Here is a 23,485-nt window from a genome sequence, read left to right as displayed (position 1 = left end):
TCCTCTATGATTGGCATCATGGTCTGATTTCAGCGAGGATTAAGGCTCATCAAATGGCGTTTGTGCATCTTTCTCACCCGGAAAAAGCGCTGCTCTACGCCTCCAAGACATTGCTTGGCTGTCTGATCTGCTGGTTTGGATTGCAATGGGCGGGGATTGAGCATCCGATATGGGCGGTGATTACCGTTCTCATCATTTCCGATCCCGATGTCCGCACCACGCTTGCGCTTTCGCAAGCACGCGCCATCAATACGGCAGTGGGATGCATGATCGGTATGATCACGATCTGGCTCGTGGGATATTCGCCGATTGCCAGTCTGTTTGGAGCAGCATTAACCGTCTTCGTGATCCTGATGATCGACCGTTATCCGGTCAATTGGCGTCTGGCGCCCGCAACCGTGGTAATTGTGATGGATGCGGGACGCTTTGCTCAAACGCGCAATGAAGAGCTTCTGCTCGCACTATCGCGGCTCATCGAGATAGCGCTCGGGTGCGTGGTCGCAATCATTCTGGCCTGGATTTACACCAAACTTATTGAGAAGGTGCGTGCGCACCGGCAGCCTCCACGGCCTCAAGCAGAAGGCGAATAGCTTCTGCTGCCGAAAATCGCCGACCCCACGCGCACTGAAGTTGCGCCGAAACCGATAGCGGTTTCATAATCACCCGACATGCCCATGGAGAGCTTTTCAACGCCTGCGGCGCGGGCAAGCTTTTCAAGCAGTGCAAAATGCGGCCCCGGATTTTCATCTGCAGGCGGGATGCACATCAGGCCTTCGATGGATAGGCCATGTTCGGTGCGGCAGCGTTCGACAAAGCTGACTGCTTCTTTTGGCGGGATGCCAGCCTTTTGTTCTTCAAGGCCGGTATTGACCTGTACATAGAGCTTCGGGCTTTTGCCCTGCTTTTTGATCTCGACGGCTAAGGCGGCGGCGATCTTTTCGCGGTCGACGGTTTCGATCACGTCGAAGAGGGCCACGGCGTCTGCTGCCTTGTTGGATTGCAGCGGTCCGATCAGATGCAGCTCGATGCCCGAATAGGCTTCACGTAAGCCGGGCCACTTGGCTAGAGCTTCCTGAACGCGGTTTTCACCAAAGATCCGTTGGCCGAGATCAAGTGCCGGGCGAATTTCATCGGCTTCGAAGGTTTTTGAAACCGCCACCAGTGTTACGGAGCCCTTTTTGCGCAGCGCTTCTTTTTCTGCATTGGCAATCGCGGTCTTGACCGTGTTCAGGTTCGCACCAATATCTGACCCAATATCTGACATGGAATTCTCGCTTTCAGGCTTTTAAGTCCGCAAAAGGTTGACGCTCTCGCCAATACGTGGTGAAGGTCGCCATTAAATATCGACTCTCCTTATTGCATCACCTTCGTACGAGTAAATACGCTCATGGCATCCGAACGTTATAATCCGCGTGTGGCGGAAGCTCATTGGCAGAAAATCTGGGAAGAAAACCAGACTTTCGAAACCGACAACAGCGATCCCCGCGAGAAGTACTACGTCCTAGAAATGTTCCCTTATCCATCAGGGCGCATTCACATGGGCCATGTGCGCAACTATGCGATGGGTGACGTTGTTGCCCGCTACAAGCGCGCCAAGGGTTTCAACGTGCTTCATCCGATGGGCTGGGATGCGTTCGGTATGCCTGCGGAAAACGCGGCGATGCAGAACAAGGTGCATCCGAAGGAATGGACCTACCAGAACATCGACACGATGAAGCGTCAGCTGAAATCCATGGGCCTGTCACTCGACTGGTCGCGTGAATTTGCGACCTGCGATGTCGAGTATTACCATCGTCAGCAGATGCTGTTCATCGATCTGTTTGAAAAAGGTCTGGTGACGCGTAAGACGTCCAAGGTCAACTGGGACCCGGTCGACAACACGGTGCTTGCCAATGAGCAGGTGGTGGATGGTCGCGGCTGGCGCTCTGGTGCGCTGGTCGAACAGCGCGAGCTGACACAGTGGTTCTTCAAAATCACCGATTTCAGCGAAGATCTGCTGGCGGGTCTCGACACGCTTGACCAGTGGCCGGAAAAAGTCCGCGTCATGCAGAAGAACTGGATTGGCAAGTCGGAAGGCCTGCAGGTTCGTTTTGCGCTGAATGCGTCGACCGCACCTGCTGGCTTCTCAGAAGTTGAAGTTTACACGACCCGTCCGGACACACTGTTCGGTGCGGCTTTCGTGGCGATCTCTGCCGATCACCCACTGGCGAAGAAGCTTGCAGAAAACAATGCCTCGCTCACCGGTTTCATTGATGAGTGCCATCAGCATGGCACGTCGCTCGCAGCGCTTGAAACCGCTGAAAAGAAGGGCTTCGATACCGGCATCAAGGTCAAGCACCCGTTCGATGAGAATTGGGAACTGCCGCTCTATGTCGCCAATTTCGTGTTGATGGAATATGGCACTGGCGCTGTCTTCGGCTGTCCTGCACATGATCAGCGCGATCTGGATTTTGCCAATAAATATTCGCTGAAAGTGACGCCGGTTGTCCTGCCGAAGGGCGAGGACGCTGCAAGCTTCAGTGTGGGCGAAACGGCCTATACCGACGATGGCGTGATGATCAATTCGCGCTTCCTCGATGGCATGACGCCTGAAGCAGCTTTTGCCGAAGTGGCGGAGCGTCTGGAAAAGACCGAGCTCGATGGCCGCCCGCAGGCTGAACGCAAAGTTCAGTTCCGTCTCCGTGACTGGGGTATTTCGCGTCAGCGTTACTGGGGCTGCCCGATCCCGATGATCCATTGCGAAAGCTGTGGCGTCAATCCGGTGCCGCGTGCCGATCTTCCAGTCAAGCTGCCGGATGATGTCGAGTTTGACCGCCCGGGCAATCCGCTCGACCGTCATGCGACTTGGCGTCATGTGAAGTGCCCGAAATGCGGTGGCGAAGCTCGTCGCGAAACGGACACGATGGATACGTTCGTCGATTCGTCCTGGTATTACACGCGCTTCACCGCGCCGTGGGAAAACGAGCCGACAGATCGTGCGATTGCCGATCGCTGGTTGCCTGTCGATCAGTATATCGGTGGTGTTGAGCACGCGATCCTGCATCTGCTCTATTCGCGCTTCTTTACCCGCGCCATGAAAGTGGCAGGCCATGTCGGTATCGATGAGCCATTCAAGGGCCTGTTTACGCAGGGCATGGTGGTGCATGAAACCTATAAGGCCGATGGTCAGTGGGTTGCGCCTGCCGATATCCGCATCGAAGACGTTGACGGCAAGCGCGTCGCAACGCTCATCGAAGGTGGAGCGCCGGTCGAAATCGGTTCGATTGAAAAAATGTCGAAGTCGAAGAAGAATGTGGTCGATCCTGACGACATTATTTCGTCTTACGGCGCCGATACTGCGCGCTGGTTCATGCTGTCAGACAGCCCGCCGGAACGCGACGTCATCTGGACGGAAGCCGGTGCCGAAGGCGCGCATCGTTTCGTACAGCGCGTCTGGCGTCTGGTTTCGGAAGCCGCTGCTGGCTTGAAGGATATAGCGCCAAAGGCTGGCACGCAGGGCGATGCGCTCACCGTATCAAAGGCTGCGCATAAGACTGTTCAGGCTGTTGGTGACGACATCGAAAAGCTCGCCTTCAACCGAGCTGTTGCCCGCCTTTACGAGCTGGTCAACACGCTTGCAGCGCCACTGCAGCAGGTTGCAGCCGATAAGGCTGACGACGAGCTGAAAGCTGCATTGCGTGAAGCGACCGAAATGCTGGTTATGATGCTTGCACCAATGATGCCCCATCTGGCTGAACAATGTGCAATTGAACTGGGTGGCAAGATTGCCGGTCAGGAAACACTGGTCGCCCGCGCAGCATGGCCGAAGTTCGATGCGGCTCTGATCGTGGAAAACGAGATCGTTCTGCCGGTTCAGATCAACGGTAAGAAGCGTGGGGATTTGACAATCGCGCGCGACGCTGATCAAGCTACAATCCAGCAGGCGGTGCTCGAACTTGACTTCGTCAAGGCCGCGCTCGAAGGGGGCTCGCCGAAGAAGATCATCGTGGTTCCGCAAAGGATCGTCAATGTCGTTGCCTGATCGCTTTATTTCAGCATTTAAGGCCTTTCGTGTCGCAATCGCTGCTCTTGGAGCAGCGGTTCTGATTGCAGGCTGTACAGTGCATCCGCTTTATTCGTCAGGTGGTGCCGGTGGCACGATCGGTGGCAGTGTTGCACCCGATATGCGCAGCAAGCTCGCGTCGATTGCCATCGACCCGGCAGGCAATGTGTTCCAGCAACAGGTTCGTAATCGCCTGATCTTCCTTTTGGGAGGTGGTGCTGGCGAACCTGCGACTCCGAGCTATCGTCTCAGCCTTGGCCTCAGCGCAAATACGCTGAATGCCGTGAGTGTCGATATCGGCGATCAGACCGACCGTACCGGCCGTCCATCCGCTGGTATCGTGAAGGCTACGTCGAGCTACGTATTGCGTGACAAGGATGGCAAGCCTCTTGTCTCCGGCACACGTACCGCTGGTGCATCTTTCGACCGTCCGCGTCAGGAATTCGCCAACCTGCGTGCGCAGCGTGATGCGACCAAGCGTGCAGCCGAAGAACTGGCCGAGCAGATCTATCTCGCACTTGCAATGCAGATGTCGAAGCTCTGAGCGCGTCAGCTTGTTTGAGTTTGAAAAGGCGGCGCACGGCTCGCTTCATTTTCGGCAAAAGGCTATCGCTCGCTTCGGTCTGTCCGGTTTGATCTGGGGCAGGTCACGGTCTTTGTCGGTGAAAACGGCGCTGGAAAATCCAATCTCTATCGCGCCCTGCAGCTCGTGAAAGCTGCTGCAGAAGGCACATTCTCAACCGAGATCGTGCGCGAAGGCGGTATGCAATCTGCCATGTGGAGCGGCACCCGACGCAAACACGAACCAGCGCGAATCATCCTTGAGGCTGAATTTGAAGATGAACGCCTCGCTTCGCGCCTGTCTTACCGTGTCGAAGCAGGACTCCCGCCGCCGGTATCGGGCGCTTTTCCGTTTGAGCCGCAGATCAAGGAAGAGCAGCTCAATCTTGACACCGGGCGACGTCCGGTTGATCTGATGGACCGCAAAGGGCCAGCAGTTTTTGCGCGTGACGGCGAGGGGCGGCGGACCGAGCACCCGAGCCGCCTTTTAACATCGGAGAGCGGTCTCTCCGTCTTGGGACAGTCAGGGCATTATCCGGAGATCGGTGATCTCGCAGCGCAAATGCGCGGCTGGCGCTTCTATCATGGCTTCAGAAGCGACCGCGATGCACCGGTGCGTCAGCCATCAATTGCCGCAACCGCTGCGATGCTCGATGAAGACGGCAGCAATCTGGCTTCGGTCTTTGCGACGCTTGCCCATATCCGTCAGGATACGGTCGATCTTGATCATCTGATTGCCGGTGCGCTGGAAGGTGCAAAGCTGGTCATTCCGTATCCGGAAGAAACTGCAACATTTGGCCTTAATTTTCCGGCCTTTCCGCCACGCGTATTTCGGCCGGGCGAGCTATCTGACGGGCAGATACGTCTGCTCGCGCTTGCAGGCGCACTTCTGTCCTATCGGCTGCCGCCTTTGATTGCTCTGAACGAGCCGGAGGCCAGCCTGCATCCTGACATGATTCCATCGCTTGCGAAGATGATCGCGCGCGCTTCCGAGCGCAGTCAGATATGGGTGGTCACGCATTCGGCCCGGCTCGCGGAAGCCATTACGGAATATTGCGGCAGCAGGCCGATCCATGTTGCCAAGCATGACGGCGAAACTGAACTTGGATAAACAAAAACGGCGGATCAATGATCCGCCGTTTTACATTCTAATCAGTAGACTGATTAAGCAATTTTCTGACCGGTCTTCGCCCAGTCGGCGAGGAAGGTTTCGAGGCCCTTGTCGGTCAGCGGATGCTTGACGAGTGCCTTGAGTGTTGCCGGAGGCGCGGTAACGACGTCGGCGCCGATGAGAGCTGCTTCCTTGACGTGGTTTACGGTACGAACCGAAGCGGCGAGGATTTCAGTGCGGAAATCGTAGTTGTCGAAAATGGTACGGATTTCAGCAATCAGTTCCATGCCGTTGACGCCCATGTCATCAATGCGGCCGATGAATGGCGATACGAAGGTCGCGCCTGCTTTTGCTGCGAGCAGAGCCTGATTGGCCGAGAAGCAGAGCGTCACGTTGGTCTTGTGACCATCGGAGGTCAGTGCCTTACAAGCCTTGAGGCCATCGAGCGTCAGTGGCAGCTTGATGCAGATATTATCTGCGATCTTGGCAATGACGGCAGCTTCCTTCATGATCTGCTCGTATTCTGTTCCAGCAACTTCAGCCGAAACCGGGCCCTTGACGAAGGAGCAGATTTCTTTTGTTACTTCGAGAATATCGCGGCCAGACTTGAGGATCAGCGACGGGTTGGTGGTCACGCCATCGACCAGTCCGAGGTCGTTGAGTTCGCGGATTTCCTTGACGTCCGCAGTGTCGACGAAAAACTTCATAACAGCGTTCCTCCATAATGAGCGCGGGGTGTTGTGGGAAACTAAATCCATTTAATTCCCGGAAGGTGGCTTTTCTTTAGCGCAAAGCCACGCCAAGGTCACGCAATCATGTCGAAAGATTCGCACGATATTTTGAGCCTTTTCGCGGAACCCACTCCGAGTGTGGTGCCGGTGCTTGTACCCATGCCCGCGGAGCGGCCTTATTCTTATATGGTGCCGGAGGGAATGCATGTCCAGCCCGGTTCAATCGTGCGCGTGCCGTTGGGGCCGCGCAAGGTTGCGGGAATCGTTTGTGATGGCGCGACCGATGCTGTTGACGCCAAGAAGTTGCGTGCAATTTCTGAAGTTTTCGATTGCCCGCCTGTGGATGCTCAGATGCTGCGTTTCATGCGCTGGGCCGCCGATTATACGCTTTCGCCGCCCGGAATGGTGGCGCGCATGGTGCTTCGCGCGCCCGCAGCCTTTGATCCTGAGCCGAAAGTACCGGGGCTTCGTTACAATGGTCACGAGCCGGAGCGCATGACGGATGCCCGCGCCCGGGTGATGGAACTGGCACGCGACGGTTTGGCGTGGACCCGCTCTGGGTTGGCCCATGCCGCTGGTGTCTCGCTGACCGTTGTGGATGGTCTGAAAACGCAGGGCGTGTTTGAGGAAGTGATGCTTCCGCCGCCTGCTGTCGTTGCCGCGCCGGATACGGATTATTCGCGGGCCACACTGTCGGAGGATCAGCAGGCTGCTGCCGAAATGTTGGCCGAATCGGTTGAGGAAGACTCTTTCTCAGTTTCACTGCTTGATGGTGTGACCGGCTCCGGCAAAACCGAAGTCTATTTTGAGGCCGTCGCCAAGGCGCTCGAGATGGGCAAGCAGGTGCTGATTCTTTTGCCGGAAATTGCGCTGACACAACAGTTTCTCGACCGCTTTCATGATCGCTTCGGGGCAAAGCCTGCCGAGTGGCACTCCGATCTTGCGCCGCGCACACGCGAGCGCGTCTGGCGGCAGATTGCGGAGGGAACCGTGCGTGTGGTCGCCGGTGCTCGTTCGGCATTGTTTTTGCCGTTCAAGGAGCTTGGCCTGATTGTGGTCGATGAAGAACATGATCCGGCTTACAAACAGGAAGATCGCGTCTTCTATAATGCGCGCGATATGGCGGTCGTGCGTGGCCATATTGGCGGTTTTCCAGTGATATTGGCATCGGCAACGCCTTCTATCGAAAGTCAGGTGAATGCCGATCAGGGGCGCTACAAGCGAATCAAGCTCTATGGTCGCTACGCGGAAGCGGCACTTCCGACACTGAAGACTATTGATATGCGGCGCTCTCCGCCTCCGCCGGGACGGTTTTTGTCGCCAGCCTTGACCGAGGCTGTGGGTAAGACTGTTGAGCGCGGCGAACAGGCGCTGCTGTTTCTCAACAGGCGGGGCTACGCGCCGCTCACGCTTTGCCGTGTTTGCGGTCACCGTTTCCAGTGCCCGCAATGTTCAAGCTGGCTGGTTGAGCACCGTTTTCGTGGGCAGTTGATGTGCCATCAGTGCGGCTATCATGAGCCAGTGCCGGAAGCTTGCCCGGAATGCGGTACGCTTGACCATCTGGTTGCCTGTGGACCGGGTGTTGAACGCATTGCCGAGGAAGTGGCTGCAACTTTCCCGGATGCGCGAATCATTGTTCTTTCGTCGGATATGGCGGGCGGCGTTAAGCGCCTTCGGCTTGAACTGGATGCCATTGCCAAGGGCGAGGCGGATATTGTCATCGGCACGCAGCTCGTGGCCAAGGGGCATAACTTCCCAAACATGACGCTTGTGGGCGTTGTGGATGCCGATCTCGGGCTTGCCAATGGCGATCCGCGTGCAGCCGAACGCACTTTCCAGCTGCTCAATCAGGTGACAGGCCGCGCAGGCCGAACAGGCCGCAAGAGCCTTGGTCTGCTTCAGACCTATCAGCCTGACCATCCGGTGATGCGAGCTATCGTCAGCGGTGATTCGGAAGCGTTTTATGCGCGGGAAATCGAAGAGCGCGAACGAAGTGCCCTGCCACCATTCGGACGACTTGCCGCGCTGATTATATCCGCTGACAACCGGCCTGATGCTGAAAATCATGCGCGCGCGTTAAGGCGTGCAGCACCTCATTCTTCTGAGGTTTCGGTGCTTGGTCCAGCTGAAGCGCCGCTTGCACTGGTGCGTGGCAGGCATCGGTTCCGCATCCTCGTTCACGGAACGAAAAGGGCGGATATTCAAGGGTTTATCCGTGCGCTTCTTGCAGCTGCACCCAAAGAGCGTGGCTCTATCCGGGTGCAGGTGGATATTGATCCGCAGAGCTTCCTGTAGCGTCCAAAGCTATGGAAACGCGTCGGGTTTTTCGCTATAGCGCTTGAAACCAAGAGGTGAAACGCAATGGAATTTTATCTCCCCATGACCACCGGCGAGTGGCTTGCCTGGAGTGCTGCGGTCGTAACGGCGCTAGCGGGACTGATCATGCTTTTTGCGCCGGGCATCACCATGAAGCTGCTGCGTCTTCAGCCAATCAACGCGCGTCCGGAAGCTTATAGCTCCATCCGCGCTGTTCTGGCCGGTCCTTATCTTGGCGTCGGGCTCGGTTGTCTCATCTTCGCACAACCTTTTCTCTGGGTTGTGCTGGGTGCCGTATGGGGATTTGCGCTCTTCGGCCGCTTCATTTCAATGATGTCGGATAAAAGCGCAACTTTTTACAACATTGTTGCTGCCGTCATCGAATTTTTGCTTGCCGCCGGACCTTTGCTTTACGCTTTTGGTTTCGTCAGCTGAGAAGCCAGGTAAGGGCAGGGCGGAGGCGAGAGTCGAGGCCAAGTTGCCGTGCTAAAAAGCATCCTGCTTCATTAGTGGGCTTGGTTAGTAGTTTTCTAACCTAAAATTGCGGCAAAACTTACACAAAAGTGCGGGATTCGCGTGTTGCGAGTCCGGTTCGTCTATGCTAGACGGCAATCACATTTCGGTGTTGTCGCGCTCGCGCGTCAGGGGTTCCCCGGAAACATTCAATAAAATCATCTGCTTGGGCCTTTTGGTCCTGCTGAACTCCCAAAAAGATGGTTTCAACGTAGAGAGCAGGTTGTTCGTGGCAGAAACGTCTTCGCTCATTTCAGGTGTCGCACAGCGTTACGCCGGATCGTTGTTTGAGCTCGCGCTCGATGCAAAATCCGTTGCTGCTGTGGAAAAAGATCTTGGCCGTTTCGAGGCGCTTCTGAGCGGAAGCGAAGACCTGAAGCGTCTGATTTCCAGCCCGGTCTTCAATGCTGAAGACCAGCTTCACGCCATTGGCGCGATTGCTGACAAGGCTGGCATCAAAGGTCTGGTCGGCAATTTCCTGCGCGTCGTGGCGTCTAATCGTCGCCTGTTTGCGCTGCCGGGCATCATCGCCGCTTTCCGTGAGATTGCAGCTGAACATCGCGGCGAAGTTTCCGCAGATGTTATTTCTGCGCATGAGCTGACGAGCGCTCAGCAGAACGAATTGAAGGCAACGCTGAAGAGCGTGGCCGGCAAGGACGTGACGATCAATGTCACCGTAGATCCTTCGATCCTCGGCGGGCTTGTCGTCAAAATGGGTTCGCGTCAGATCGACACGTCCCTTCGCACTAAACTTTCTTCTCTCAAGCTTGCACTGAAAGAGGTCGGCTGATGGACATCCGCGCCGCGGAAATTTCCGCTATCCTGAAAGAGCAAATCAAGAACTTCGGCAAGGAGGCTGAGGTCTCCGAAGTCGGTCAGGTTCTGTCCGTCGGCGACGGTATCGCCCGCGTTTACGGTCTGGACAATGTTCAGGCTGGCGAAATGGTCGAATTCCCTGGTGGTATTCGCGGCATGGCGCTTAACCTTGAAACCGACAATGTCGGTGTGGTTATTTTCGGTGCCGACCGTGACATCAAGGAAGGCGACGTCGTCAAGCGTACCGGAGCGATCGTTGACGTTCCAGTCGGTCCAGGCCTGCTCGGCCGCGTTGTCGATGCTCTCGGCAATCCAATCGACGGCAAGGGCCCAATCGTTGCTACTGAGCGTCGCCGCGTCGACGTCAAGGCACCAGGCATCATTCCGCGTAAGTCGGTTCATGAGCCAATGTCGACCGGCCTCAAGGCTGTTGACGCTCTGATCCCTGTTGGTCGTGGTCAGCGCGAGCTGGTCATCGGTGACCGTCAGACCGGCAAGACCGCTATCATTCTCGATACCTTCCTTAACCAGAAGCCAATCCACGACAACGGCCCAGATAGCGAAAAGCTTTATTGCGTTTACGTTGCTATCGGCCAGAAGCGTTCGACTGTTGCTCAGTTCGTTAAGGTTCTCGAAGAACGCGGCGCTCTCGAATATTCCGTCGTGATCGCGGCTACCGCTTCCGATCCGGCTCCGATGCAGTATCTTGCACCATTCGCAGGCTGCGCCATCGGCGAATATTTCCGTGACAATGGCCAGCACGCTCTGATCGGCTATGACGATCTTTCCAAGCAGGCTGTTGCTTATCGTCAGATGTCGCTTCTGCTTCGTCGTCCTCCGGGCCGTGAAGCTTACCCAGGCGACGTTTTCTATCTGCACTCGCGTCTTCTCGAGCGCGCTGCAAAGCTCAACGACGAAAACGGCGCTGGTTCGCTGACGGCTCTGCCAGTCATCGAAACGCAGGGCAACGACGTTTCCGCGTTCATTCCGACCAACGTGATCTCGATCACCGACGGCCAGATCTTCCTCGAAACCAACCTGTTCTATCAGGGTATCCGTCCGGCTGTTAACGTCGGTCTGTCGGTTTCCCGCGTTGGTTCGTCCGCTCAGATCAAGGCCATGAAGCAGGTTGCCGGTTCGATTAAGGGTGAACTTGCCCAGTATCGTGAAATGGCAGCATTTGCTCAGTTCGGTTCGGATCTTGATGCTTCGACTCAGCGTCTGCTTAACCGCGGTGCACGCCTGACCGAACTTCTCAAGCAGCCACAGTTCTCGCCGCTCAAGACGGAAGAACAGGTTGCCGTGATTTACGCTGGCGTGAATGGCTATCTCGATAAGATCGCCGTCAACCAGGTTGGCAAGTTCGAAGCAGGTCTTCTTTCTTCGCTGCGCACCGAGCACAAGGATGTTCTCGACGCGATCCGCGACGAAAAGGCACTCACCGACAACATCAAAGCAAAGCTCAAGGCAGCGGTCGACGCGTTCGCCAAGTCTTTTGCTTGAACTTTGTGACGGGATGAACGGATGCCTTCACTAAAGGATCTGAGAAACCGTATCGCCTCGGTCAAGGCGACGCAGAAAATCACCAAGGCGATGCAGATGGTCGCCGCGGCGAAGCTGCGCCGTGCCCAGGAAGCTGCGGAGGCTGCACGGCCTTATTCGCAGCGCATGGGCGCCGTTCTCGCTAACATCGCGCAGAACGTGAGCGGTGAAGATGCACCGGCTTTGATGGCTGGTACAGGTAAGGACGACGTGCATCTGCTCGTCGTCGCTACTGCAGAACGTGGCCTTTGCGGCGGTTTCAACTCGCAGATTGCGCGTTATGCGCGTGATCATGCCCGCAAGCTCCTCGCTGAAGGCAAGACAGTCAAGATTCTGACGATCGGTAAAAAAGGTGCAGACATTCTGCGTCGTGAATTTGCTTCGTTGATCATTGACCATGTCAATCTGCGTGAAGTCAAACAGCTTGCTTTTGTGCATGCCGACCAGATCGGCCACAAGATCATTGAACTGTTTGAACAGGGCGCTTTTGATGTCTGCACGCTGTTCTATTCCGAGTTCAAGTCGGTGATCGCACAGATTCCGACCGCGCAGCAGATCATTCCGGCTTCGGCTGGAAATGCTGAGCAGGCGGATACTGCAGGCGATGCGATTTATGAGTACGAACCTGATCCTGCGGCGATCCTGAGCACGCTGATCCCGCGCAATATTTCGGTCCAGATTTTCCGCGCTCTGCTGGAAAATGTGGCGGGCGAAATGGGCGCGAAGATGAGCGCAATGGACAATGCGACGCGTAACGCCGGTGACATGATCAACAAGTTGTCGATCACGTATAACCGTCAGCGTCAGGCTCAGATCACCAAGGAACTGATCGAAATCATTTCGGGCGCGGAAGCGCTCTAATCGGAAGGTAAAAGGATCGATGGCAAAAGCAGCGACCCCGAAAACTACCGCCGCGGCCGAAGCGAAGCCAGCTGCGGCCAAGGCTCCAGCCAAGAAGGCTCCAGCCAAGACTGCTCCAGCTAAGGCGGCCGCCGCTAAGGCTGACGCAGCTCCTAAGGCAGCAACGACCGGTGCAGTAGGCAAGATCACTCAGGTCATCGGCGCTGTTGTCGACGTACAGTTCGAAGACGGTCAGCTCCCGCTGATCCTCAACGCTCTGGAAACCGACAACCTCGGCAACCGTCTGGTTCTTGAAGTTGCACAGCACCTGGGCGAAAACACCGTTCGCACGATTGCTATGGACTCGACCGAAGGTCTCGTCCGTGGTCACGAAGTACGCGACACGGGCAACCCGATCATGGTTCCGGTTGGCGAAGAAACGCTTGGCCGTATCATGAACGTTATTGGTGAGCCAGTTGACGAAGCAGGTCCGATCAAGACCACTGCACGTCGCGCGATTCACCAGGAAGCTCCTGAGTACATCGAACAGTCGACCGAAGCTGAAATCCTCGTAACGGGCATCAAGGTTGTTGACCTTCTCGCTCCTTACGCAAAGGGTGGTAAGATTGGTCTGTTCGGCGGTGCAGGCGTTGGCAAGACCGTTCTCATCATGGAACTGATCAACAACGTTGCTAAGGCGCACGGTGGTTACTCCGTATTCGCAGGCGTTGGTGAACGTACCCGTGAAGGTAACGACCTTTACCACGAAATGATCGAATCGGGCGTTAACAAGCTCGGTGGCGGTGAAGGCTCGAAGGCCGCACTTGTTTACGGTCAGATGAACGAGCCTCCGGGTGCGCGCGCTCGCGTTGCTCTGTCGGGTCTGACGGTTGCTGAAAACTTCCGTGACAAGGGCCAGGACGTTCTGTTCTTCGTGGACAACATCTTCCGCTTCACGCAGGCTGGTTCGGAACTTTCGGCACTTCTGGGCCGTATTCCTTCCGCTGTGGGTTATCAGCCAACGCTGGCAACCGACATGGGCGCGATGCAGGAACGCATCACCACGACGACCAAGGGTTCGATTACTTCGGTTCAGGCAATTTACGTTCCTGCCGACGATTTGACCGACCCTGCACCGGCAACGTCGTTCGCTCACTTGGATGCGACCACCACGCTGAACCGTTCGATCGCTGAAAAGGGTATTTACCCTGCTGTGGATCCTCTGGAATCCACTTCGCGTATGCTCGATCCAATGATCGTCGGTGAAGAACACTACAATGTTGCCCGTCAGGTTCAGTCGATCCTGCAGCGCTACAAGTCGCTTCAGGACATCATCGCCATCCTCGGTATGGACGAACTGTCGGAAGAAGATAAGCTGACCGTTGCGCGCGCTCGTAAGATCGAACGCTTCCTGTCGCAGCCGTTCTTCGTTGCTGAAGTGTTCACCGGTTCGCCAGGCAAGCTGGTTGACCTCGCCGACACCATCAAGGGCTTCAAGGGTCTTTGCGCAGGTGAGTACGATCATCTTCCAGAACCAGCCTTCTACATGGTTGGCTCGATTGAAGAAGCGATCGAAAAGGCGAAGAAGCTGGCTGCTGAAGCCGCTTAATGAATTGAGTTTTCGGCGGGCTCTCAAGCCCGCCGAAAATGCCTGTTCATTTGTTTGAGTATGATCTTTTCCGGAAGCCGGTTTGCATTCGGGATCAAGCTCTAGAAATTTAAGTGAGAACCATGGCTCAAGCTTTCCAATTCGAACTCGTGTCGCCAGAACGCCTCCTGCTTTCCGCACAGGTGACGGAAGTCGTCATTCCGGGCAGTGAAGGCTACCTGACGGCTCTCGCAGGTCATTCGCCGCTGATGACGACGATCATGCCGGGTGTCGTTTCGGTGAAGCTGGGCGACGGCAAGTCTGACGCCTATGTGGTTTTTGGCGGCTTTGCCGACATTACCCCGCAGGGCTGCACCATTCTCGCGGAATCCGCCACGCATGTTGATGACGTCGATCCTGCTGATATTCAGAAGCGCATCGAAATAGCTCGCAAGCATCTCGAAGATGCTTCGACGAACGAACATCGCACGAAGGCAGAGATTTTCCTGCACCAGCTGATGACGCTGCAGGGTACGGTCCTTCCGGCCTGAAAAGGTTAGGCTTCGGCTACCCTAAGCGAATGTATAAGAAAGCGGGCTTCGGCCCGCTTTTCTTTTTTGAAATCTACTGTAAGCGGGAAATTATCGGTCAACTGGGCGACTGACCGTGCTTATACCATCACGCTTGCGTGAGTTTGGTATGATCGCTTGAAAACCGTGTGCTGGCCATTTATCTCATTAGTTAATTGTTAGGTCACTAATATAAGGCTTTCATTATGAGCAGAGCAGATCTCAGCGCGGAAATGATCGATGCCATGGCGAAGGTCAATCGTAGACTGCGGACACTATTTGATGCTCGGGTTAAAGAACGCGGCCTGACGCTGGCGCGTGCGCGCACCCTTCTCACATTGATTGAGCAGGAAGGCCTTTATCAGAAAGAACTAGCGGAAGTGCTCGAGATCGAGAACGCGACCATGGTTCGCCTGATCGACGGTCTGGAACGTCAGTCTTTTGTCGAACGTCAGGCGGTCGAAGGCGATCGTCGTGCCAAGCGTATTGTGATGACAGAAGAAGGCAAGTCTCTGGCAGAGCAGGTGGTGAAGCTTGCTGGCGATGTGCGTGCTGATCTGCTTGAAGGTGTTAGCGACGAAGAGCTAACTGTGGCTCTAAAAGTTATGCGCAAAATGTCCGACTCGATGAACAAAGCGCATTAACGCAGTTGTCGCTCTCAGTTTTGTGAATTACTGCCACCTCTACAGCTGAACTTTGCCATCTTTCGAACATCAGCTAGCGCTTAATTTCATCCGTCAAATTTCATGGCGGAGCGTTGGAGATGCGTTATTCGTCGCAGGCAGTTTTGGGCCTTTTGGCCATTCTTTCTATCGCTTCAGTTCAGACACTCGATATGAGTCACGGCTCCCGGCATTTTTATGCGAGAGCCGTAAATGATATCGGTACGGATGATGGTCTTATTTTCGATACAAGATCAACCACAACAGTGGACATGGACGCAGTGGCCCATGCGCGAAACGCCTTGGGCGCTGCCTGAGAACTATAGGCTTATGGTGCCAGCGTTCGCAGATAGGACATCAGCTCGCTAGCCGTGTCGCTCGCCCGGTCTGGTTCGCGGGAAATGATTGCTTCGATCAGCGTAGCATGGGCATTGGCAGAACCGGTGATGCCGGTTGATGGGCGTAGTCTGAACCAGAATCGACGGCTGTGGGTTTGCAGCGGTGCCGCAAGACGTGTGGCATAGGGATTACTGGCAGCTGAGCCGAGCACGATGTCGAAGGCCTTATCCGCATCTAAAAACAGCGAAACATCTTCTGACGGAATAGCCTCGCGCATTGCGTCGGCTGCCGCTTGTAAGCGTTCGTAGTCGCGCGGAGTGCCAAAGCGTGCGGCATCACGCGCCAAAACACGCTCGACACCTTCCCGGGCATCGAGCACTTTTGAGAAATCCTTGGGATCGATCTGCGTGATGGCGATGCCGGAACGCGGGCGGACTTCGACAAGCCCTTCCCAGGCGAGCCGTTGTATGGCTTCGCGGATCGGCGTGCGGCCCATTCCTGTCAGTTCAATCAATGTGCGCTCATTGACGACTGAGCCAGGTTCCAGTTCAAGCGTTACGATCGAGCGCTCCAGCAAACGATAAGCTTGCTCGGCAAGGCTTTCACTGCCCCAGCTATCTGTCAGCGCTGCGCTGCCTTTTGCAACTTTCTCGTGGACCCTTGCATGTTCCATGCAGATTGAAGCCTCATACTATGCGATTGACATCTTTTGACCCTACAGATATATCTCTGATATATCAATGATGGGCGGTGCGCCGTTAAAAAATAATAACAATGCAGGCGTTGTGCGAATATCATCGATAACGGGCTTTTTGCATGGTGTCATTCCAAAAAATGGATGGACAAAACCAGTGCAGCTGGCGTGAACTTACGTCAGCCTTATAAGCTAAGGCGAATATACAAGACCGGTCGGGAGCCGCGCATAAATGAAATTTGATCCCAGTAGGCAGCGCGACATCGTCATTATTGGTGGCGGCATTGTCGGCGTGGCTACGGCAGCACTTCTTGCCGAATCAGGGCGCGAAGTTCTTGTGATTGATCGAAGCGGGATTTGCGAGGAAACGAGTTCAGGGAATGCGGCGGCACTCGCCTTCTCCGACATACTACCGATGGCCTCCAAAGGTGTTATGGGTAAGGTTCCGGGCTGGCTTATGGACCCGCTCGGACCTTTCACGATCCGCCCCTCTTACTTTCCAAAGATGATCCCCTGGCTTTATCGCTTCTGGCGTGCAAGCAGCGCGGAAGCTCTTGAGAAGACCACGGTTGCCCAGGGCAATATGATGCAGCTTGCGCAACGCGAGATGCTGGGGCTGATCGATAGAGCGGGCTTACGCGACCGTTTGCAGGAAGATGGCAATCTGGAACTTTATGAAAGTGAAGCCGAACTTGCTGCGTCGCAACCCGGCTGGGATGCAAAGGCAAAGGCCGGTATCGCTTATGAGCATGTGCGTGGAACCCGCTTGAAGGAGCTGCAGCCGGGGCTTGATCCTCGTTTTGTGGCCGGCACGTTTGTTCCGGGCTGGAAGAATGTCAGTGATCCGAAGCTCTTCGGTCAGGCTATCTGGGCATATGCTGAAAGCAAAGGTGCGCGTTTCCTTCATGCGAAAGTGAAACATGCCGCCAGCCAACATGGCGGTGCGACGGTTCATCTGGAGGACGGCACCGAGATAAGGGCTGCGCATCTGGTGCTGATGGCTGGAGCCTGGTCAAAGAATCTTGCGCAAGGATTTGGCGATGCAGTGCCGCTCGATACGGAGCGTGGCTATAACACGACGCTTCCGGTTGGCAGTTTTGATGTTAAGCGCCAGCTGACTTTCCCAGGCCATGGTTTTGTAATCACGCCGATGGCGACTGGCTTGCGTGTAGGTGGTGCGGTGGAGTTTGGTGGCCTTCAGTTGCCGCCCAATTATGCCCGTTCAGCTGCAATGCTGAAAAAGGCCTCCATGTTCCTGCCGGGATTGAAGATTGAGGGTGGGCGGCAATGGATGGGGTATCGACCGTCTATGCCAGACTCTATGCCCGTTATCGGTCGTGCCTCTGCAGGCGGAAATATCTATTACGGCTTCGGCCATGGCCATCTTGGCCTCACACAATCAGCGGCGACAGGCAGGATTATCTGTGACCTGATCATGGGTTCTGCGCCAGCTGTCGATATCGAACCTTTCAAGCCACAACGTTTTCGGAACTGACCATCATGGCAAGACATTCATTTTTCTGCGTCGACGGACATACCTGCGGCAATCCAGTGCGTCTGGTTGCTGGCGGTGGCCCGAACCTTGAAGGTTCGAACATGATGGAAAAGCGCGCACATTTCTTGCGCGAGTATGACTGGATCCGGACGGGTCTGATGTTCGAACCGCGTGGTCATGACATGATGTCCGGCTCCATTCTTTATCCACCGACACGTCCGGATTGCGATGTAGCTGTGTTGTTTATTGAGACATCCGGCTGTCTGCCAATGTGTGGTCATGGCACAATCGGCACTGTGACAATGGCTATCGAGCAAGGGCTTGTAACGCCAAAGACACCCGGAAAGCTCAACCTCGATACGCCTGCCGGTCTGGTGGCAATCGAATATGAGCAGAATGGTCAATATGTCGACCGCGTGCGACTGACCAACGTTCCAGCCTTCCTTTATGCCGAAGGATTGGAAGTGGAATGCCCTGATCTCGGACCAATTAAAGTCGATGTTGCATATGGCGGAAATTTCTACGCAATCGTAGAGCCGCAAGAAAATTACAGCGACATGAAAGATTATTCCGCGCTGCAGCTAATTGGCTGGAGTCCGGTGCTTCGTCAGCGCCTGAATGAGAAATATAAATTCCAGCATCCAGACCTTCCAGACATTAATCGTCTGACGCATATTCTCTGGACCGGCGAGCCGACACATCCTGAAGCTCATGCGCGCAATGCCGTTTTCTATGGCGACAAGGCAATCGACCGTTCGCCTTGTGGAACCGGCACTTCTGCCCGTATGGCGCAGCTTGCGGCCAAAGGAAAGCTGAAACCGGGTGATGATTTCGTGCATGAATCCATCATTGGTTCGCTGTTTCATGGCCGTGTTGAACGCGCCGTGGAGGTCTCTGGCGGCACCGGAATTATCCCTTCAATTGCCGGTTGGGCACGTATGACGGGCTACAATACGATCTTCATTGATGACCGTGATCCGTTTGCACACGGATTCACTGTTGCGTAAAACGGGTACGGTAGGCAAAAATAGGGAGACGCTCCCTATTTTTTGTCTGTGACGCGTTGGGGAAATTATGGAATAACGGGCCCGAATTAGGAGAAAAGTATATATACAGGGCCCTTTTTAGGGGACATAACTAGTTTGTGGAGGAATGAAGTCATTAGTCTTTTGTCTGAGACAAAAGGGGCTTGCATTCCTTTATACAGCCGTTAGGTGTAATTATCCGGGAATAAACAGAAGTCGCACGAAATAATGATGCGGCAATAATACCGGGTAGAGTTAAATGGGTGGCTTCTCGATGGAATATTTCTTCCAGCAGGTGATCAACGGGCTCGCGCTCGGATCGATCTATGGCCTGATCGCCATCGGCTATACGATGGTCTACGGCATTATCGGCATGATCAACTTTGCACATGGCGATGTCTTTATGCTCGGCGCCTTTATGGCGCTGATTGTTTTTCTAATCATCACAACATTCATCGGAGCGCTGCCAATTGCGCTCATGCTTCTGCTGATGATGGTTGTTGCAATGCTTCTGACGGGGCTTTGGAGCTGGACGATTGAGCGGGCTGCTTATCGGCCGCTGCGTGGATCGTTCCGTCTCGCGCCGCTGATCACAGCGATCGGTATGTCGATTGCATTGTCGAACTTCGTTCAGGTTACGCAGGGTCCGCGCAACAAGCCGGTGCCTCAGCTCCTGACTGGCTCCTACAATATCTTCGGAACCAACGTGACGATCTCGCTCAAGCAGATCGTGGTCATCGTGGTGACGGCGGTGCTGCTGACGATATTCTGGTATATCGTCAATCGAACATCGCTTGGTCGTGCGCAGCGTGCCTGCGAGCAGGACCGCAAGATGGCCGCGCTTCTTGGCATCAATGTCGACCGCGTTATTTCGCTGACCTTCGTGATGGGTGCCATGTTGGCGGCCGTTGCCGGTACGCTTTACCTCTCCTTCTACGGCGTTATTTCCTTTGCTGACGGGTTCATCCCTGGCGTCAAGGCGTTTACGGCGGCCGTTCTGGGTGGGATTGGCTCGCTGCCGGGTGCAGTGGTTGGTGGCTTGCTCATCGGTCTCATTGAAGCATTGTGGTCGGCTTATTTCTCGATCGATTACAAGGATGTTGCCGCGTTCTCGATCCTTGCCATAGTGCTCATCTTCATGCCGTCCGGCATTCTTGGCCGTCCTGAAGTCGAAAAGGTGTAATCATGGCCGTACAAACAGGTTCACGCCCGGATTCCCTTTTTGCCCGGGCTATTCGTGAAGGGTTCATTGCCGGTCTTCTGGCTTTGGGACTTTTCATTCTGATCGTCGGTTTCAAGACCGATCAGAACATCAATAACGAGCTGGTGTTGCAGCAGCGCTGGGGGGCGCTGGCAATCCTGGTGGCTTTGGCGGCTTTTGGTCGCTTTGCCTTTATCGCGTTCCTGCAGCCCACGCTTGAGGCCCGCAAATTCGCAAAAGCAAGCCGCCCTGTGGTGGCTGCTGAAGCGCCGTCTTTCTTCCGTGCTCATTTCTCAAAAATTGGTGTGGTGTTTCTTTTCGTCTACCCGGTTCTGATCGTTACCATGCTTGGTTGGCAGGGATCGTTGAAGTGGGTCGACAATTTCGGCGTCCAGATCCTCATCTATGTGATGCTGGCCTGGGGCCTTAATATCGTGGTTGGCCTCGCTGGCCTTCTCGATCTCGGCTATGTCGCTTTCTACGCTGTGGGTGCATATTCCTACGCGCTTCTTTCGGCATATTTCGGTCTGTCCTTCTGGATGCTGCTGCCGATTGCAGGCATTCTGGCTGCGACCTGGGGTGTTATTCTCGGCTTCCCGGTCTTGCGTCTGCGCGGTGACTATCTCGCCATCGTGACGCTGGCTTTTGGTGAAATTATCCGACTTGTCCTTATCAACTGGACGGATCTCACTAAGGGTACGTTCGGTATTTCCGGTATCGCCAAGGCAACCTTCTTCGGTCTGCCTTTCAATGCCAGCAAAGACGGCTTTGCCGCCTATTTCGGCCTGACATTCTCGGCTGCTCACTACAAGTTCTTCCTCTATTATGTGATCCTCATACTCGCGCTGATTACGGCTCTCGTTACGATCCGTTTGCGCCGTATGCCTGTGGGTCGCGCATGGGAAGCGCTGCGCGAAGATGAAATCGCCTGCCGTTCACTCGGCATCAATACCACCACAACCAAGCTCACCGCCTTTGCGACGGGTGCGATGTTCGGTGGTTTTGCGGGTTCCTTCTTCGCTGCCCGTCAAGGTTTCGTCAGCCCGGAATCCTTCGTGTTCCTTGAATCCGCAGTCATTCTCGCCATCGTCGTTCTTGGCGGTATGGGATCGCTCGTCGGTATTGCGATTGCTGCAATCGTTATGATCGGCGGCACGGAAATCCTGCGTGAAATGGGCTTCCTGAAAGCTATTTTTGGAGCCAACTTCACCCCTGAACTCTACCGTATGCTGATCTTCGGTCTTGCCATGGTGGTCGTCATGGTCTGGAAACCGCGCGGATTTGTCGGAAGCCGAGAACCGAGCGCATTCCTCAATCAGAAGAAGTTGGTGTCGGGTGCCTTTACCAAGGAAGGGCACGGCTGATGGCGGAGACAAAAATTATGGCTGGCAATGGTTCGAAAGATACCATTCTTACAGTTGAGCATCTGTCGATGCGCTTTGGTGGTCTCGTTGCGATCAATGATCTGAGCTTCGATGTGAAGCGCGGCGACATCACAGCCATCATCGGTCCTAACGGTGCGGGCAAGACGACGGTCTTCAACTGCATCACCGGCTTCTACAAGCCAACCGGCGGTATGCTGACGATGAACCGGAATACGGGCGAAAAGTTCCTTTTGGAACGCCTGCCCGATTTCAAGATTACGCAGGATGCCCGCGTTGCACGTACGTTCCAGAACATTCGTCTGTTCTCGGGGCTGACCGTGCTGGAAAACCTGCTTGTCGCACAGCACAACGTGCTGATGCGTTCGTCAGGTTACACGATCCTCGGTCTTCTGGGTCTGCCGGGCTATAAGAAAGCCGCCAAGGCAGCGGTCGAAAAAGCGCGCTACTGGCTTGAGAAGATCAATCTCATTGATCGTGCGGACGACCCGGCTGGCGATCTGCCTTATGGCGATCAACGCCGTCTGGAAATTGCGCGCGCCATGTGCACTGAGCCAGAAATTCTCTGCCTCGATGAGCCGGCCGCGGGTCTTAATCCTCGTGAATCGGCAGAGCTCAACAAGCTGCTGCTCGATATTCGCAAGGAAACCGGCACGTCGATCCTGTTGATCGAACACGATATGTCAGTGGTTATGGAAATTTCCGACCATGTGATCGTGCTTGAATATGGCACAAAGATCTCTGACGGCTCACCGGAAGCAGTGCGCAACGATCCGCGCGTTATCGCCGCCTATCTCGGCGTTGATGACGATGAGATCGCAGAATTGATCGAAGAAGCGGACAAGCCGGGCACTGGTGATCCTGCAGACTTTATCGCAACTCAGCTTGCTGTAGAGGCAATCGAGGAAGAAAAGGCTGAAGAGGCCGTTCGTTTTGCAGGCGGATTGGCTGCAGCGCGTGATGGCAAGCCTGATAATCTGACGCTCATCAAGGGCATCGGTGAAGTCAACGAGAAGAAGCTCAACGAGCACGGCATCTATCATTTTGATCAGATTGCCGCCTGGACTGAAGCTGACATCGTTCAGGCTGAAACCTATCTGGAATTCGACGGTCGCATTGCCCGCGAAGACTGGGTGGGGCAGGCAGCACAACTTGCTTCGGGTCAGGCCACCGAGTTTTCAACCCGTGTTGAAGCCGGAGATGTCCCTACGAGCCATAAGACTGCTCCCGCAAAGGCAGCCAGAGCCCCTAAAGGCACGAAAAGCGCCAAAGCTCCGGCAAAGCCCAAGAAGGGAGCTGAATAATGACGGCTGACACTATGCAAACAAAGCAACCGCTTCTGGCCGTCGAAAAGGTCGAGACCTATTACGGCAACATCCGCGCACTCAAGGGCATCGACCTGACAGTCAACGAGGGTGAAATCGTAGCGCTGATTGGCGCCAACGGTGCTGGCAAGTCCACACTCATGATGACCATCTTCGGTTCGCCGCGCGCTCGTACTGGCCGCATTCTTTTCGGCGGCAAGGACATTACGTCAATGCCGCCGCATGAGATTGCGAAGCTACGAATTGCACAATCGCCGGAAGGTCGCCGCATTTTCCCGCGCATGACAGTGCTCGAAAACCTGCAGATGGGTGCGAGCCTCGATCATCAGCAATATTTCGAGGAAGATGTTGCGCTGATGTTCGAACTTTTCCCGCGTCTGAAAGAGCGTATCAATCAGCGTGGCGGCACACTTTCGGGTGGTGAACAGCAGATGCTGGCGATTGCGCGCGCGCTGATGGCGCGTCCGAAGCTTCTGCTTCTTGACGAGCCGTCACTGGGTCTTGCTCCTCTGATCGTCAAGCAGATCTTCGAAGCGATCAAGGAACTCAACCGCACGCAGGGTCTCACAGTGTTTCTCGTCGAGCAGAATGCTTTCGGTGCGCTGAAGCTTGCTGATCGCGGCTATGTTATGGTCAATGGATCAATCACAATGAGCGGCGCTGGCCGCGAACTGCTGGCTGACCCGGAAGTGCGTGCCGCCTATCTCGAAGGCGGAAGGCATTAAGGAGAAAA

At 55.2% G+C, this 23,485-nt stretch carries 22 protein-coding genes; 19 read left to right on the top strand and 3 right to left on the bottom strand.

The genetic code is table 11. From position 1 onward, the window contains the following. The first annotated feature begins 53 nt into the window (after positions 1–53). Positions 54–590, top strand: a complete 537-nt coding sequence (locus CEV34_RS04915; RefSeq protein WP_007876841.1) for an FUSC family protein — start codon at positions 54–56, stop codon at positions 588–590. On the opposite strand, the gene CEV34_RS04910 is transcribed toward CEV34_RS04915, so the two are convergent. Beyond that, positions 572–1,264: a YggS family pyridoxal phosphate-dependent enzyme gene (locus CEV34_RS04910; RefSeq protein ID WP_007876840.1), complete on the bottom strand. Its 693-nt coding sequence runs from the start codon at positions 1,262–1,264 to the stop codon at positions 572–574. The genes CEV34_RS04915 and CEV34_RS04910 overlap by 19 nt on opposite strands. A gap of 123 nt (positions 1,265–1,387) precedes the next feature. Here CEV34_RS04910 and leuS point away from each other — a divergent pair, with 123 nt between their 5' ends. The 3 genes from leuS to CEV34_RS04895 all read left to right on the top strand — a co-directional run bounded on the left by leuS (position 1,388) and on the right by CEV34_RS04895 (position 5,714). Then, the gene (gene leuS / locus CEV34_RS04905) at positions 1,388–4,021 is read left to right on the top strand and encodes a leucine--tRNA ligase (RefSeq protein WP_007876838.1); all 2,634 of its coding nucleotides are present in this window, start codon (positions 1,388–1,390) and stop codon (positions 4,019–4,021) included. Further along, a complete protein-coding gene (gene lptE / locus CEV34_RS04900; RefSeq protein WP_007876836.1) occupies positions 4,008–4,586 on the top strand; it encodes an LPS assembly lipoprotein LptE in 579 nt (192 codons plus the stop codon). The genes leuS and lptE overlap by 14 nt, the downstream gene beginning before the upstream one ends. A gap of 93 nt (positions 4,587–4,679) precedes the next feature. Beyond that, the gene (locus CEV34_RS04895; protein ID WP_051063938.1) at positions 4,680–5,714 is read left to right on the top strand and encodes an AAA family ATPase; all 1,035 of its coding nucleotides are present in this window, start codon (positions 4,680–4,682) and stop codon (positions 5,712–5,714) included. 53 nt (positions 5,715–5,767) lie between these two features. Here the strand turns inward: CEV34_RS04895 and fsa are convergent, their stop codons facing one another. Beyond that, positions 5,768–6,421 carry a fructose-6-phosphate aldolase gene (gene fsa, locus CEV34_RS04890; RefSeq protein ID WP_007876832.1) on the bottom strand — a complete coding sequence of 218 codons (654 nt, stop codon included), beginning with the start codon at positions 6,419–6,421 and terminating at the stop codon, positions 5,768–5,770. A gap of 108 nt (positions 6,422–6,529) precedes the next feature. On the opposite strand from fsa, the gene CEV34_RS04885 reads away from it, so the two are divergent. The 9 genes from CEV34_RS04885 (at position 6,530) to CEV34_RS04845 (ending at position 15,608) form a co-directional block, all read left to right on the top strand. Beyond that, positions 6,530–8,740 (top strand): primosomal protein N', encoded by a 2,211-nt coding sequence (locus tag CEV34_RS04885; RefSeq protein ID WP_039860193.1) that lies wholly within the window; start codon positions 6,530–6,532, stop codon positions 8,738–8,740. 66 nt (positions 8,741–8,806) lie between these two features. Further along, positions 8,807–9,196: an AGROH133_08824 family phage infection protein gene (locus tag CEV34_RS04880; protein ID WP_007876827.1), complete on the top strand. Its 390-nt coding sequence runs from the start codon at positions 8,807–8,809 to the stop codon at positions 9,194–9,196. A gap of 307 nt (positions 9,197–9,503) precedes the next feature. Then, positions 9,504–10,064 (top strand): F0F1 ATP synthase subunit delta, encoded by a 561-nt coding sequence (locus CEV34_RS04875; protein WP_007876824.1) that lies wholly within the window; start codon positions 9,504–9,506, stop codon positions 10,062–10,064. Beyond that, a complete protein-coding gene (gene atpA / locus CEV34_RS04870; RefSeq protein WP_007876822.1) occupies positions 10,064–11,593 on the top strand; it encodes a F0F1 ATP synthase subunit alpha in 1,530 nt (509 codons plus the stop codon). Before CEV34_RS04875 ends, atpA begins: the two co-directional genes overlap by 1 nt. A 21-nt stretch (positions 11,594–11,614) precedes the next feature. After that, on the top strand, positions 11,615–12,493 hold the full coding sequence (locus CEV34_RS04865) for a F0F1 ATP synthase subunit gamma (RefSeq protein ID WP_007876818.1): 879 nt from the start codon (positions 11,615–11,617) through the stop codon (positions 12,491–12,493). 19 nt (positions 12,494–12,512) lie between these two features. After that, positions 12,513–14,081, top strand: a complete 1,569-nt coding sequence (atpD, locus tag CEV34_RS04860) for a F0F1 ATP synthase subunit beta (protein ID WP_007876816.1) — start codon at positions 12,513–12,515, stop codon at positions 14,079–14,081. 122 nt (positions 14,082–14,203) lie between these two features. Further along, complete coding sequence (locus CEV34_RS04855) at positions 14,204–14,611, top strand: F0F1 ATP synthase subunit epsilon (RefSeq protein WP_007876815.1); 408 nt, start codon at positions 14,204–14,206, stop codon at positions 14,609–14,611. Positions 14,612–14,835: 224 nt separating this feature from the next. Next, positions 14,836–15,273 carry a MarR family winged helix-turn-helix transcriptional regulator gene (locus CEV34_RS04850; RefSeq protein WP_007876813.1) on the top strand — a complete coding sequence of 146 codons (438 nt, stop codon included), beginning with the start codon at positions 14,836–14,838 and terminating at the stop codon, positions 15,271–15,273. Positions 15,274–15,392: 119 nt separating this feature from the next. After that, positions 15,393–15,608 carry a hypothetical protein gene (locus CEV34_RS04845; RefSeq protein ID WP_007876811.1) on the top strand — a complete coding sequence of 72 codons (216 nt, stop codon included), beginning with the start codon at positions 15,393–15,395 and terminating at the stop codon, positions 15,606–15,608. 11 nt (positions 15,609–15,619) lie between these two features. Here the strand turns inward: CEV34_RS04845 and CEV34_RS04840 are convergent, their stop codons facing one another. After that, positions 15,620–16,303 carry a GntR family transcriptional regulator gene (locus tag CEV34_RS04840; protein WP_007876810.1) on the bottom strand — a complete coding sequence of 228 codons (684 nt, stop codon included), beginning with the start codon at positions 16,301–16,303 and terminating at the stop codon, positions 15,620–15,622. A gap of 253 nt (positions 16,304–16,556) precedes the next feature. On the opposite strand from CEV34_RS04840, the gene CEV34_RS04835 reads away from it, so the two are divergent. The 6 genes from CEV34_RS04835 to CEV34_RS04810 all read left to right on the top strand — a co-directional run bounded on the left by CEV34_RS04835 (position 16,557) and on the right by CEV34_RS04810 (position 23,477). Next, a complete protein-coding gene (locus CEV34_RS04835; protein ID WP_007876808.1) occupies positions 16,557–17,819 on the top strand; it encodes an NAD(P)/FAD-dependent oxidoreductase in 1,263 nt (420 codons plus the stop codon). A gap of 5 nt (positions 17,820–17,824) precedes the next feature. Further along, a complete protein-coding gene (locus tag CEV34_RS04830) occupies positions 17,825–18,826 on the top strand; it encodes a 4-hydroxyproline epimerase (protein ID WP_007876805.1) in 1,002 nt (333 codons plus the stop codon). Between the two features lie 292 nt (positions 18,827–19,118). After that, entirely contained in the window at positions 19,119–20,027 is a 909-nt protein-coding gene (locus CEV34_RS04825) for a branched-chain amino acid ABC transporter permease (protein WP_007876804.1), read from the top strand. A 2-nt stretch (positions 20,028–20,029) separates the two neighbouring features. After that, entirely contained in the window at positions 20,030–21,409 is a 1,380-nt protein-coding gene (gene livM / locus CEV34_RS04820; protein ID WP_007876803.1) for a high-affinity branched-chain amino acid ABC transporter permease LivM, read from the top strand. A 17-nt stretch (positions 21,410–21,426) separates the two neighbouring features. Continuing rightward, positions 21,427–22,731 (top strand): ATP-binding cassette domain-containing protein, encoded by a 1,305-nt coding sequence (locus CEV34_RS04815; RefSeq protein ID WP_039860196.1) that lies wholly within the window; start codon positions 21,427–21,429, stop codon positions 22,729–22,731. Then, positions 22,731–23,477, top strand: coding sequence for an ABC transporter ATP-binding protein (locus CEV34_RS04810; RefSeq protein ID WP_039860190.1), 747 nt, complete (start codon positions 22,731–22,733; stop codon positions 23,475–23,477). Before CEV34_RS04815 ends, CEV34_RS04810 begins: the two co-directional genes overlap by 1 nt. Positions 23,478–23,485 lie beyond the last annotated feature (8 nt).

This window comes from Brucella pseudogrignonensis (assembly GCF_002252525.1).
In the GTDB taxonomy this organism is placed as follows: Bacteria; Pseudomonadota; Alphaproteobacteria; order Rhizobiales; family Rhizobiaceae; genus Brucella; species Brucella pseudogrignonensis.
This window is presented reverse-complemented; position numbering and strand designations above follow the sequence as displayed.

Excerpts from the sequence above, each read along its gene's own strand:
- CEV34_RS04915 (WP_007876841.1), top strand. The coding sequence starts at position 54 with ATGGCGTTTGTGCATCTTTCTCACCCGGAAAAAGCGCTGCTCTACGCC.
- CEV34_RS04910 (WP_007876840.1), bottom strand. The coding sequence starts at position 1,264 with ATGTCAGATATTGGGTCAGATATTGGTGCGAACCTGAACACGGTCAAG.
- leuS (WP_007876838.1), top strand. The coding sequence starts at position 1,388 with ATGGCATCCGAACGTTATAATCCGCGTGTGGCGGAAGCTCATTGGCAG.
- lptE (WP_007876836.1), top strand. The coding sequence starts at position 4,008 with ATGTCGTTGCCTGATCGCTTTATTTCAGCATTTAAGGCCTTTCGTGTC.
- fsa (WP_007876832.1), bottom strand. The coding sequence starts at position 6,421 with ATGAAGTTTTTCGTCGACACTGCGGACGTCAAGGAAATCCGCGAACTC.
- CEV34_RS04885 (WP_039860193.1), top strand. The coding sequence starts at position 6,530 with ATGTCGAAAGATTCGCACGATATTTTGAGCCTTTTCGCGGAACCCACT.
- CEV34_RS04880 (WP_007876827.1), top strand. The coding sequence starts at position 8,807 with ATGGAATTTTATCTCCCCATGACCACCGGCGAGTGGCTTGCCTGGAGT.
- atpA (WP_007876822.1), top strand. The coding sequence starts at position 10,064 with ATGGACATCCGCGCCGCGGAAATTTCCGCTATCCTGAAAGAGCAAATC.
- CEV34_RS04865 (WP_007876818.1), top strand. The coding sequence starts at position 11,615 with ATGCCTTCACTAAAGGATCTGAGAAACCGTATCGCCTCGGTCAAGGCG.
- atpD (WP_007876816.1), top strand. The coding sequence starts at position 12,513 with ATGGCAAAAGCAGCGACCCCGAAAACTACCGCCGCGGCCGAAGCGAAG.
- CEV34_RS04855 (WP_007876815.1), top strand. The coding sequence starts at position 14,204 with ATGGCTCAAGCTTTCCAATTCGAACTCGTGTCGCCAGAACGCCTCCTG.
- CEV34_RS04850 (WP_007876813.1), top strand. The coding sequence starts at position 14,836 with ATGAGCAGAGCAGATCTCAGCGCGGAAATGATCGATGCCATGGCGAAG.
- CEV34_RS04845 (WP_007876811.1), top strand. The coding sequence starts at position 15,393 with ATGCGTTATTCGTCGCAGGCAGTTTTGGGCCTTTTGGCCATTCTTTCT.
- CEV34_RS04840 (WP_007876810.1), bottom strand. The coding sequence starts at position 16,303 with ATGGAACATGCAAGGGTCCACGAGAAAGTTGCAAAAGGCAGCGCAGCG.
- CEV34_RS04835 (WP_007876808.1), top strand. The coding sequence starts at position 16,557 with ATGAAATTTGATCCCAGTAGGCAGCGCGACATCGTCATTATTGGTGGC.
- CEV34_RS04830 (WP_007876805.1), top strand. The coding sequence starts at position 17,825 with ATGGCAAGACATTCATTTTTCTGCGTCGACGGACATACCTGCGGCAAT.
- CEV34_RS04825 (WP_007876804.1), top strand. The coding sequence starts at position 19,119 with ATGGAATATTTCTTCCAGCAGGTGATCAACGGGCTCGCGCTCGGATCG.
- livM (WP_007876803.1), top strand. The coding sequence starts at position 20,030 with ATGGCCGTACAAACAGGTTCACGCCCGGATTCCCTTTTTGCCCGGGCT.
- CEV34_RS04815 (WP_039860196.1), top strand. The coding sequence starts at position 21,427 with ATGGCTGGCAATGGTTCGAAAGATACCATTCTTACAGTTGAGCATCTG.
- CEV34_RS04810 (WP_039860190.1), top strand. The coding sequence starts at position 22,731 with ATGACGGCTGACACTATGCAAACAAAGCAACCGCTTCTGGCCGTCGAA.